The sequence below is a fragment of the Clostridium sp. MF28 genome, from assembly GCF_002969175.1.
Lineage (GTDB): Bacteria > Bacillota > Clostridia > Clostridiales > Clostridiaceae > Clostridium > Clostridium beijerinckii.
In genome coordinates this window covers 2,155,069-2,167,759 of record NZ_CP014331.1, presented here as the reverse complement: position 1 = coordinate 2,167,759, position 12,691 = coordinate 2,155,069, and the positions used below count along the sequence as shown (strand labels likewise).

Annotated in this window: 10 protein-coding genes and 1 riboswitch; all 10 genes read left to right on the top strand. The window is 28.8% G+C overall.

The features are described from left to right. The first annotated feature begins 382 nt into the window (after positions 1-382). The 10 genes from AXY43_RS09600 to AXY43_RS09555 all read left to right on the top strand — a co-directional run bounded on the left by AXY43_RS09600 (position 383) and on the right by AXY43_RS09555 (position 12,690). Entirely contained in the window at positions 383-1,303 is a 921-nt protein-coding gene (locus AXY43_RS09600; RefSeq protein ID WP_105411468.1) for a nucleotidyltransferase domain-containing protein, read from the top strand. 27 nt (positions 1,304-1,330) lie between these two features. Next, positions 1,331-2,773, top strand: a complete 1,443-nt coding sequence (locus AXY43_RS09595; RefSeq protein ID WP_039769537.1) for a PLP-dependent aminotransferase family protein — start codon at positions 1,331-1,333, stop codon at positions 2,771-2,773. Between the two features lie 376 nt (positions 2,774-3,149). After that, the gene (locus AXY43_RS09590; RefSeq protein ID WP_039769536.1) at positions 3,150-3,797 is read left to right on the top strand and encodes a YigZ family protein; all 648 of its coding nucleotides are present in this window, start codon (positions 3,150-3,152) and stop codon (positions 3,795-3,797) included. Between the two features lie 959 nt (positions 3,798-4,756). Beyond that, entirely contained in the window at positions 4,757-5,494 is a 738-nt protein-coding gene (locus tag AXY43_RS09585) for a YebC/PmpR family DNA-binding transcriptional regulator (protein ID WP_105411467.1), read from the top strand. A gap of 688 nt (positions 5,495-6,182) precedes the next feature. After that, a riboswitch (cyclic di-GMP riboswitch) is annotated at positions 6,183-6,265 on the top strand. Between the two features lie 238 nt (positions 6,266-6,503). Next, on the top strand, positions 6,504-7,256 hold the full coding sequence (locus AXY43_RS09580) for a prepilin peptidase (RefSeq protein WP_105411466.1): 753 nt from the start codon (positions 6,504-6,506) through the stop codon (positions 7,254-7,256). Between the two features lie 114 nt (positions 7,257-7,370). Then, a complete protein-coding gene (locus AXY43_RS09575) occupies positions 7,371-9,056 on the top strand; it encodes a GspE/PulE family protein (protein WP_105411465.1) in 1,686 nt (561 codons plus the stop codon). A gap of 40 nt (positions 9,057-9,096) precedes the next feature. After that, complete coding sequence (locus tag AXY43_RS09570; RefSeq protein WP_023973220.1) at positions 9,097-10,299, top strand: type II secretion system F family protein; 1,203 nt, start codon at positions 9,097-9,099, stop codon at positions 10,297-10,299. Between the two features lie 76 nt (positions 10,300-10,375). Then, on the top strand, positions 10,376-10,798 hold the full coding sequence (locus AXY43_RS28435; RefSeq protein ID WP_023973219.1) for a prepilin-type N-terminal cleavage/methylation domain-containing protein: 423 nt from the start codon (positions 10,376-10,378) through the stop codon (positions 10,796-10,798). 107 nt (positions 10,799-10,905) lie between these two features. Beyond that, positions 10,906-12,117, top strand: a complete 1,212-nt coding sequence (gene pilM / locus AXY43_RS09560) for a type IV pilus assembly protein PilM (RefSeq protein ID WP_017211378.1) — start codon at positions 10,906-10,908, stop codon at positions 12,115-12,117. Between the two features lie 15 nt (positions 12,118-12,132). Beyond that, complete coding sequence (locus AXY43_RS09555) at positions 12,133-12,690, top strand: PilN domain-containing protein (RefSeq protein ID WP_023973217.1); 558 nt, start codon at positions 12,133-12,135, stop codon at positions 12,688-12,690. The last annotated feature ends 1 nt before the right edge of the window (position 12,691 follow it).

The window sequence follows — 12,691 nt, the reverse complement described above, 5'->3', positions numbered from 1 at the left end:
AAAAGAATAAAAAAGAAATCTTATTCGCCTGCCAAATTTTTCTCACATGCGTTCGAAAAGGCAGATGCGTGAAAAAATCTCCGGCTCCACAGTCGCCTGCGATTTTGTTCTTCGAATATTATAGATTTGAGTAGTACTGTAAAGTAGCACCTTTAAATAAATATTTCTTTACGTTATAATGTTAGTAAGTTTATTATAAAGTAAAACCTTGATTCAGATGTGATTAGGCTTTATCTAAATTTTAATTGGACTTATGCCTTAAAAGGCAAGATCTCAAGAAGCCTGCAACTGTTATTTTTTAGTTAAAATGAATAAATGCTTTAGGTGATAGCCATCTGATAAACAAAGTAAACAATGTCTTGGTAAAAGAAGGTGAAATTAAGTGTCAAAATCCATATTAGAATATCAGAAATCCTCTGAAAAGTTAATAAATGTATTGAAGACCAATAAAAAAGTGTTGGCTATATTTGCATTTGGAAGCATAATTAGCGGTGATCTTTGGGAGGAATCTGACATAGATTTATTCATTGTATATAAGGATATATTTGATAATGTTAGAGACATATATTCTGAAATACTAGGGGTACCGGTACATATAAAGGTCCTAAATAAAGAAAGCTTTTTGGAACTATACGAAAGTAATGGGAATAAGGGAGTTATAAGGAACTTACTAATATCTTCTAAAATAATATTTTCAAGAGATGATGAAATTGAGAGCATTTTTAATAAAGCCAAATATAGTTTAGATAAATACAGAGAAACTTGGAACTTGGTGTATTTAGGTAATGTTATAAAAGATATTAGAGTAACTAAAAAGTATTTGCAAAACAATAGTGTTTTTACATCTTATGAAGTTTTAATAAGAGCTCTAGATAGTTTTGCTAAGTTATATTTAAATTTAAATGGATACACTGTAAGTAAAGACGCAGTAAAAATGGCTATAAACTTAAATAATAAATTTAATGTTATAGTTGATAATTTGTTTAATGATAAATGCGCAAAGGAAAATATACAAAACGCTGTAGATTATATCGAGAATTTTCTAGATGAAAATATAAATGACGCCGCTAAGTCTTTACTGGATTATTTATATGAAAAAAATGCATTTTTAAGCTCCTTTGAAATAAAAAACAGTGATGAGTTCAAGGAATTTAATATAAAAATAGAAGATATACTAAAGGAATTATACAAGAGAAAATTAATAATGAAAGATACTAAAAATTTGGATTTGCCTTCTAATGAAAAATTAGTCAGAGAGAATGTGTATTCATACAAGAGTTATGAGGCACAATCAAAAAAATAGTCTTACAATCAATTAAAGGAGAGTTTTATGGATATTTATAAAGATTTTGCGTTTAAAGATGATGATATCCCTAAGTATATTCAAGTAGCTAATTATATAAAAAGTTTAATTGATAAAAGAAAGATAAAAGAAGGAGACAAACTTCCAACTATAAGAGAGCTGTCAAAAAAATTAGGCGTAAACAATGTCACTATAGTTAGTGCATACAATAAGCTTAAATCAGAAGGTTATGCCTATCAAAAGGTAGGAAGCGGTAGTTATGCAAAAAGAAAAGAAGTTGCTTCAAATTTTAGAAAAGAATATTCAAATGCATTAAAAAAGATATCCATGGGAGATTTAACTGATGTAATAGATTTTACTGGGGAGACTACAGGGGAAGTGTTATTCCCTATTGATGATTTAAAAGGAATTATAAATGAAGTTTTAGAAAGAGATGGAGCAAATGCGTTACTTTCAGACAACAGAAATGGATATACTAATCTTATTTATACTATAAATAAAGTATTTTGGAATAATAAATTAAACAATGAAGACATAATAATTATATCAGGTGCTCAACAAGGAATTGATATAGCATCTAAAGGAATATTAAATATAAATGATAATATAATAGTTGAAAAGCCAACATATGTAGGAGCATTATCAGTATTTAAATGGAGAAAAGTTAATTTGTTTGAAGTGCCAATTGATGAAGATGGAATAAACTTAAATAAATTTGAAAAGATATTACAGAAAAACGAAATAAAGTGTTTTTATACAATGAGTTATTTTCAAAATCCAACAGGAGTAAGTTATAGTATAGAAAAGAAGAAGAGAATTTTAGATCTTGCAGAAATTTATGATTTTTACATAATTGAAGATGATTATCTATCGGAACTTATATATGAAAATTCATTAGAATATGTGCCGTTTAAATGGCTTGATAAAAATGATAGGGTAATTTATATAAAAAGTTTTTCGAAAATATTTCTTCCAGGAATAAGATTAGGATACTTAGTTGCACCAGAAGTATTCAGTGAAACTCTTCAAAATTCAAAGCACAATACAGATATAACTACTTCAAGTTTAATGCAGAGGGCTCTGGAATTATATATTTCGAGTAATAAGTGGAAAAAGAATATTAAAAATCTAAATGATGAATATATAAAAAGGTATACGCATTTAAAAACAATTCTAGATAGTGAATTTAAAGATATGTTAACCTACAATGATCCAAAAGGTGGATTAAATTTTTATATAACTTTAAAAGATGAATTTAAGATTAATACTAAAGAACTTTTTATAAAACTTAAAAAGAAAAATGTATATATTACTCCAGGGGCTATGTTCTTTACATCACAAAATGATGGACAAGATTCTTTTAGGATAGCCTTTTATCAAACCGATAAGGAAAAGATTGAGAAAGGTATGAAAATACTTAAGGAAGAATTAATTTTGGCTAAGGAACTTAGATATGACAAGTTAAATTAACTAGTGAGAGATTTTATCGGATGTCTAGTAGCTGTAATATTCCCATATTCTATTAAAGTGGGAGATAACAGTGGCACGCGACACTAGATAAGTTCAACTAACCTTCAGTGGTAGAGTTACCATCAAGGGGCACCTAAAAACTCCCTCTGAGGCTGAGTTTCACTTCATGTTAATATTCTTAAGAATTTTAGAATATATATTTTAAACAATATTAGAATATATATTCTGTACAATATATATTCTTCAGAATATCCAGTGAAAATGCAGCATAGTAAGGTATCGTAATATTCTAATTATTTAAGTATGTATAAAGTTGTTTTAAATCAATATGCGTACTATATATTCTGATTTTAGATTGAAAAGGAGCTAGATTGATATGTCGTACATTACAGTAAAAGACTTTGGTGAAGATAGATTTGAAGAAAAAAAGTCAGAGTTTATTGGTTATGCAAAAAGGGTAGAAAATGAAGAGGAAGCTAAAGCTTTTATAAATGAGATAAAGAATATGCACAAGCAGGCAAGGCATAATTGCTCAGCGTATATAATCGGCAAAGACATGAATATTCAAAGATACTCAGATGATGGCGAACCACAGGGAACAGCAGGAATACCAATTCTTGAAGTGATGAAAAAAAGTAGGGTCACAGATTGTGCAGTAGTTGTTACGAGATATTTTGGCGGAATACTTTTAGGGGCAGGTGGTCTAACTAGAGCCTATACAAAAGGTGCCAGCATCGCGATAAAATCAGCTGGAGTTGTAGAAAAGGTTGAAGGTTTGAAATTAAGTTTTGAAATGGAATATGATCTTTTTGGAAAAGTTCAATATACATGCGGTCAAAATTCTTGGCATATAGAAGATACTGAATACAGCGATAAAGTAGTTGTTAATATATTAGCTGAAAAGTTAATGGCTGAAGATATAGAAAACGAGATCGTAGAAGTTACTAACGGAAAAGTGATAGTTAGAAAAAGTGAAGAGGATATATATTTTAAAGAAGGAAATAGATTATATTTGAGGATATAATTAGTATACTCATTATGGTTCGTTGCTTATATATAGACATCCAATTTTAAAATTATATTTATGCGTTAACTTACCGAAATCATAAATATTTTGATTCCGAAAAGCTATGAAAATATCGCTGAATGTTCTAAGCAGCAGGTTGTAGCCATTTTAGCATGCTCCAACTTTCAGTTTGACAAGCTAAAATGGAACAACCATTAGCGGAAACTCGACTCACATTCGTTCACTGAGTAAGCGATTCTCACCAAATCAAAGATTTGGGTTCTCTGCTTAAGAACCTTTAACAGCTCATTTTCAAATGTTTTCTCCACAAATATATTTATGATTTCTAACGAAAGATAATCATTTATATATAGTAAATATGGAAATATGTTCACAGAATAAGTCTAATTAATAATTGCGATGTCTATAGTTACGTATTTAAAGCTCAACGAGATACTTCGTAAAAGAATGAGAATACAAGCTAATTATAAAATTTATTATTCATAATTAACTACTACTGGAGGTTTTTATTTCAAAGTGAAAATGTAGTTTTAGCAATAAATTTTCTATAACATAGAACTTAGGTTTATATATGCTATAATGATAAATTTTCATTTAAATTCTAATGGATTAGATCCAAAATTGTGTTAAAAAGCTAGAGACTTGGCTGTAATATAATGTTATATTTTAATAAAGCTTATAGAGAATTATTTGGTGATAGGATAATTGTGAACTTATGTAAAATGTGGTATAATAGCTGTTGGATTTTGTATTTTAAAGAAAAAATAATTAATTAAATGAATAACTTGTAATAAGAATCGGTACAAATAGATATTATATATATTGTTAACATGAATCTATATTTAAAACTTTAGTAAGTTAAGAGCTAAAATAAGATCAAGATTTAGGGACTTAATTGCAATATATATTTATAAAAATAGAGATAATTATTACGAATAAAGTAAGGAGGAAAACATATGTCAGGACACTCAAAGTGGCATAACATTCAAGCAAAAAAGGGCAAGACAGATGCAAAAAGAGGTAAGATTTTTACTAAGATAGGTAAAGAAATTGTGATGGCTGTTAAAAATGGTGGAGCTAACCAGGATATAAATGCAAAATTAAGAGATGTAGTTGCAAAAGCCAAGGCAGCAAACATGCCTAATGATACTATTTCAAAAGCAATTAAAAAGGCATCTGGGGAATTATCATCAGTTAATTATGAAAATATAGTTTATGAAGGTTATGGACCTAGTGGAGTAGCTGTAATAGTTGAAACTCTTACTGATAATAAAAATAGATCTGCTGGAAATGTAAGAAGTGCATTTACAAAAGGCGGCGGAAACATGGGTACATCAGGTTGTGTATCATTTATGTTCCAAGAAAAAGGCGAAATTGTCATTGAAAAAGAAGATAAAGATGAAGATGAATTAATGATGATTGCTTTGGATGCTGGTGCAGAAGATTTCGCATCAGAAGAAGAAGTATTTGTAGTAACAACTGCACCTGAAGAGTTCGGAATAGTTAGAGAAGCATTAGAAGCACAAGGCATTGAATTCTTAGAAGCTTCAGTTAAGATGATTCCAGATACATACACAGCAATAGATGAAGCAGATGCTAAGAAGTTCCAAAAGATGTTAGACTTACTTGATGACGATGATGACGTTCAAGAAGTATACCACAACGCTGAATTCCCTGAAGGATGGGATGAGTAAAATATTTTAAGTTACTGTAAAAGTGCAAAATCACTGGATAATAATATATTTATTAAAATAATAACACTTTCAATATTGATATGCATAGTTAATTGATATTGGAGGTGTTTTTTTTGCCCACCTGTAGATTTATTAACTGTAAAAGAAAAGGATAGCTTGGCTGGTACAACAGCTATCCCTAAACGGTTGTTATATTTATTAATAGAAGGATAAATAATTAGTAAGAAATTATCTTACAAAGTTATTATAACAAACAATTATTACAAAATTATATTGAAAATGTTAATTGAGTATAAATGTTTTCTTAAATAAAATTAAGGAGTGGTAAACAATTAAAGAAATAAAACGCATTTTCTTGTAAATTCAATTTTCTAATTCTTTTTAGATTGGAAACTAACATCTTTTGGTGTAGATATGTAAAACATGATTAACAATATTATTCAATAGTTGTAAAAAAATTGTAAACATGGTATTATGGAATAGAAATATATATGGCAATTATTCTAAAATTTTATATGAAAAGTGACAAAAATGTAGGACTATAAGTAAATAATTGCTAATAATATTAGAAGAAAAAAGTTTTAAACAAGATAGACCAATTAATGATCATTATGGTATAATTACTATGGCATATATTGGCTATATTTAATATGTTATGTAAGAAATAAAAGAGACAGCAAGTATATTTTGTTATAAGGAAACTTTGATCCATATATTTTAATTGGGCACTTTATATATGGTGAGTTAGTAGTGCAACCGACCTTTATATTTTATAAAGGCCGGTTTTTATATTTTTTTAAAGAATTTGTAATATACTTGCAAATACAGTGGAGATATATTGAAGAGGTACTTTAGCTACTATGATTAAAATAAGAGAATGAATTTTTATTATCTTAATATAATTTTGATTAAATATTTTTGAAAAAATGAGAATAAAATACAAATTTGCTCACAACAACGTTTACAAAAAAGTTAAATAATATTAAAATATACAATGAGAGGTGATTTTTTGGACTATGCATTAATATGTATTTTAGGACTAGTTATAGGCAGTTTTTTAAATGTTTGTATTTATAGAATTCCTATAGAAAAATCAATTGCATTCCCACCATCCCATTGTACAACCTGTAAACATAACTTAAATCCACTAGATCTAGTGCCTGTATTTAGCTATATATTTCTTAGAGGAAGATGTAGGTATTGTGGTGAAAAAATCTCTATAAGATATCCTATTATAGAAATCTTAAATGGATTGTTGTATTTAATTGTGTATGTAAAGTTTGGATTAGATCTGATTACCTTAAAATATTGTATTTTGGTATCTCTTTTAATCGCAATTAGTGCTATAGATTTCGATACTCAGTTTGTATTTACAAGCACCACGATTTTTGGAGGAATAGTTGGCATTTTATTTATATTATTACAGTATGTTTTATATAAGAATAATGTTCTAGATTTAATTCTGGGAGGAATACTAGGAGCAATAATCATAGGACTAATAGTGTTTTTAACAAGAGGAATGGGCGAAGGTGATATTGAAATTGCCGCTGTGTGTGGATTGTTCCTAGGAATTAAAGGAATTTTATTAGGCTTATTTCTAGCAATTGTGCTAGGTGGAATAATAGGAATAATTGTTTTGATACTAAAATTAAAGAAGGCAAAAGAAAAAATAGCATTTGGGCCTTTTGTAGCAATAGGAAGTTTAATTTCAATGCTCTACGGGGCGGAAATATTAAAAATTTACTGGAATTTGTTAATGTGAAGATACACTTTTTTACAATAACTTTACTTGTGAAAATCGAATAGCAAACTTATACTAAATATAAGGTGTTATACCGCATTTTATATATAATTCATAGGAAAGGTGAGACTCAGAATGGCAACTGAAAAAAGAAGACTAGGTAACATTCTTGTAAATGCGGGAAAAATTACAGGATATCAATTGCAAGAAGCATTAAAGTCTCAGAGGACACTAGGGAAGAAGCTAGGAGAAATACTACTCGATAGTAAGATTATAACTGAAGAAGATATAATAGAAGCAATAGAACAACAGACAGGAATTAAAAAAGTAGATTTAAATACAATAAATTTTGATAAAAAAGCTATAAGTATAATTCCTAAAAATTTATGTGATAAATATAATCTGATACCATTCGGATTTGAAAAGAATAAAATAAAGGTTACGTTATCAGATCCCTTAAATATATATGCAATAGATGACGTTGCAATATCTACTGGGTTTGAAATAGAATCATACATATCAAAGAAAGACGATATAAAAAAGTTTATAGAAATATATTATAGCAGTCAGCAGGTTAGCTTGGCAGCTCAACAACTTTCAAAAGAAAGTTCTGAAGCAAAGAATTTAAAAGTTAATATAGATGAAATGGATACTGTTAAGAATGCTCCGGTTGTAAAAATGGTAGAGTACTTATTTAAGAACTCAATAGAGCTAAATGCATCAGATATCCATATAGAACCATTTGAAAATGAAGTGAGAATACGATATAGAATAGATGGTAAATTACAGACTGTAAATGTTATTAACATAGAAAGCTTAGGTCCGCTAGTAACAAGAATAAAAATACTTGCAGGATTAAATATAGCAGAAAAAAGAATACCACAAGATGGAAGAATAATGACTAGTGTAGGAGGAAAAGAAGTAGATCTTAGAGTTTCAATACTTCCAGTAGTTAATGGGGAAAAAATAGTTATAAGAATCCTTAACAAATCTATGGGGAATATAGGTAGAGATAAACTAGGAATGAGTAATGAAAATCTAGAGAAGATAGATAGAATTATTTCAAATCCACATGGAATAGTATTAGTTACAGGACCTACAGGAAGTGGTAAATCTACAACATTGTATACAATTTTAAGCGAATTAAACAATGATCAAATAAATATAATTACTGTAGAAGATCCAGTTGAATATACGCTAAATGGAGTAAATCAAGTGAGTGTAAATAATAAAGCCGGATTAACTTTTGCAAGTGGACTTAGAAGTATATTAAGGCAAGATCCAGACATAATTATGATTGGTGAAATTAGAGATAACGAAACAGCAGAGATTGCTACTAAAGCGGCTATAACAGGTCACTTAGTTTTAAGTACACTTCATACAAACGATGCTCCGTCATCTATAATAAGGCTTGTTGATATGGGAATAAAACCATATTTAGTTGCTACGTCAGTAGTTGGAATAGTAGCTCAGAGATTAGTTAGAAAAGTATGTATGAATTGTAATGCTCCATATGAAGCTACGGAATATGAAAAAGAAATCCTTGGAATTGATAAGGACAAGCAGATAATTTTAAATAAAGGTAGAGGATGCGGATATTGCAATAACACAGGATATGTTGGAAGAACTGGTGTGTATGAGGTAATGGAAATTACAAGGGAACATAGAGAAGCTATTAATCTAGGAAAAGACTCAGATATACTTAGGGATATATCAATAAAAAATGGAATGAATACATTAGTTGCTGAATGCAGGAAGTTAGTTATAGAAGGTATAACGACAATGGATGAGCTTGCAACAATAACGATGACTAAGGAATAGACAGATATTATTTATTCATACTAATTTTGGGGGGATAGAAGTGGCCAATTTTAAATACAGAGCAATGAATGCAGATGGAGAAAAAATTGAAGGTATGCGTGAAGCAGATTCTAAGGGAGAAGTAATAGATTTTATATCCTCAAATGGATACTACCCTTTAATGGTAGAGGAAGTAATTGAAAGCAGTAAAATAGAACTGAGCTTCAATGAGAAGGTTAAGATTAAAGATATCTCAATTTTTTGTAGGCAATTTTATACTATGCTAGATGCTGGAGTGCCTATATTAACTTGTTTAAATATATTATCTAAACAAACCCAGAAGAAAAAACTAAAGGAAGCAATTGTGGAAATTGAACAAGAAGTTCAAAAAGGTGGAGTCTTGTCTGAAGCAATGAAAAAACAAAAAAAGATATTTCCAGAACTTTTAGTTGGCTTGGTTGAAGCTGGTGAGGCTAGTGGTACATTAACTAGTATAATGCAAAGAATGGCCACTCATTACGAGAAGGAAAATAAAATAAATAATAAAGTTAAGAATGCTATGATTTATCCAATTATATTGAGTTTAGTAGCAGTAGTAGCGGTTGTGTTCATACTAACTTATGTCATGCCAACATTTAAAGGGATATTTGAACAAACGGGAACAGTATTGCCATGGTCGACAAGGCTTATACTTGGCAGCGGAGATTTCCTAAAAGAAAATTTTATATGGATTATAGTTTTTATAATATTAAGTTTTATTGGTATAAAATATTATTTTAATACAGAAAATGGTTCAATTGCTTTGAGCAGAATAAAGCTTAAACTTCCGATAGTAAAAAAGTTTACTGAGATGGTTATAGTATCTAGGTTTACAAGAACTTTATCTACATTATTAGCAAGCGGATTATCTCTAATAAATGCAATGGATATTGTATCGCAAGTTGTGGAAAATAGAATAGCCGAAAAAGCGTTAAAAAAGGTTAAAGAAAGAGTAGTTAAAGGTGAAGAGTTAAATACTTCAATGAGGGAGTCAGGCATATTTCCAGAAATGCTTTATTCAATGATAAAAATTGGAGAAGAAACAGGATCTATCGATGAAATTTTAAATAAAACAGCAGATTTTTATGATGAGGAATTGGAAACTACAATACAGGCAACAGTTGCATTAATGGAGCCAATATTAATAGTTGTAATGGGACTTGTGATTGGATTTATTATAATGTCTGTAATGCTTCCAATGTATGATAGTTATACTAAAATTTAAAAAAGTTAAAATAATACACGTGTAAAACACAGTGGATTATAAAATATAAATTATATAAAAATTAGGAGGAATTAATATGACTAGTTTATCAATCAGAAAAATGAATGAACTATCAAAGAAAAAAAAGAAAGGATTTACATTAGTAGAATTAATTATAGTTATTGCTATTATTGCAATATTAGCTGCAATTGCTATTCCTAAGTTTGGACAAATTACTAGAAATGCAAATATGAAAGCTGATATAGCTACTGCTAAAAATATTCACGGTATAGCAGCTGAATTAATAGCGGAAGATCCTTCCATTGGAAATGGATTGACAGCGGCAGTTGCGAAGAAAATTGATGGAGCAGCTAGTGACGCAACAACATTGCCTAACACTAAATTAAATAGTAGTGTATCCTTTTCAGTTGATTATGATGCAACAACTGGTAATATAACAGTAACTGCGGGTAATGGCAATCAAGTATATCCAAATCAAACAGGAACTTACAGCTCATAGTAAATAATGGAGATAGATTAATTTATCTTAAGAAGTGTAAAGCTAAAATAAGCTTTACACTTTACTCTATACACTTAAAATATAAGGGTAAATAGGTGGGGGAAATAATGAATAGAATAAAAGAAAAAATTCATTTTAGCAATAGTGGCGAATTTAAGAGAAAATTAGATTTTAATAAAATTAAAGAGTTAATGAATCTTGATATCAAAGATATCAAAGCTAAATTGTTGAAAAATAACAATAAAAATAAGAAGCAGTATTTTAAAAAGTCAGAGAAAAAGAGAAAAGTAGTGGCTTTTGATATTGGGAATAAAACTACTAAGATAGTTGAAGGAATTTATTATAAAGAGAATTTAACTATTAATAAATTTATAGAGGTCGCTACACCTAAGGGAGCAATTTTAGATGGAGCAATAGTTAATCAAGAAGCTCTTATTTCTAAGTTGAAGCAAGTTTTATCGGAAAATTCCATAACTGCTAAAGAAGGAATATGTACCAATAATTCTACTTCAATTATAAATAGAGAACTTACAATACCACAAGTAGAGGCTGATGAAATTGAAACTGTAGTTAGGTATGAGATTCAACAATACTTACCTATAAATTTAGACGACTATGTTCTTCAAACTAATATTTTAGGTGAAGAAGAATTTCAAGATAGTAAAAAGCTAAGTGTTCGTGCTATAGCATATCCTGAAAAAATGGCTAGGGGATATTATGAGCTTTTAGAAGCATTAAATTTAAAGCCATATGCATTAGATGTTAATTATAATGCATTAAACAAGTTAATTAATTATATAGATGCTATTAATGAATATGAATATAATTCTAAAGAATCAGTTGTTTTTATAGATATGGGAGCAACGAGTCTTGATGTTAACATATATAATGAAGGAATTTTGCAATTTACAAGAATAATAAAAACAGGCGGTACTGATCTTAACGAAATATTAGTTGAAGTGCTAAATCTTTCGGAAGATGAGATTGAACAATACAAAGAGAGAAATATAAACCTAAAAGAAGATAGGCTTGATACCCAAAATAAAGTCATAATAAACGAAATTGATGACTGGATTGATAAAATAGAAAAAGTAATACAATTTTATAAAAATAAAAATATGGGAATTGGTGTAGATAAGATATTTATTTATGGGGGTACATCTAAGATTAAAGGATTGTGCGGATATATGACTTCAAAGCTATTAATAAAAGTAGTAAGAATTAAGAGTATACCTAAAATAGATTTTAACACTACTAATGCGGCATATGAATCTATCGACAATTTTATTAATGCAATAGGTTCAATAATAAGATTGTAGAGGAGAGATTAAGAAGTGAAAGATATAAACTTTTTTAGTTATTATCAGGGAAAAAATCAAGAAAAAAAGGATGAAAAAATATACTTTTATATAGCTTACGGAATATTAACTTTAGTGATTTTAACGACAATTATTATAAATTCAGTTAAAATTTTCACTTTAAATAGTCAAATAAAAAATTATACTGAAAAATTAAATGCATCAGATATGCAGGAAAAACTTAAAGAAGCTGATGAAATAAATGGACAAATAGAGACTTTGAGCAAATATGAAAACAAATTAGCAGATGTTGCAGGTTCCGTTGAAAAAAATGATATTGTAACAGATGATTTATTAAATGATATATGTGGAGCTATTCCAAGTGATATTTCTTTTAAAAATTTTAAAATTGAAGGATATGATGTAACTATAAGTGGAGTATCACATAGTAGGGCAGCCATCGGGGAATTTGAACATAATTTAAAGAATTTATCTAAAATAAAAAGTGTTCAAGTGGGGACAATTGGTAAAAGTAACACGGTAGGTGAAGATTACTCCTTTGAGATGACTTGTGTATTAAAGGAGGCTAAGTAAT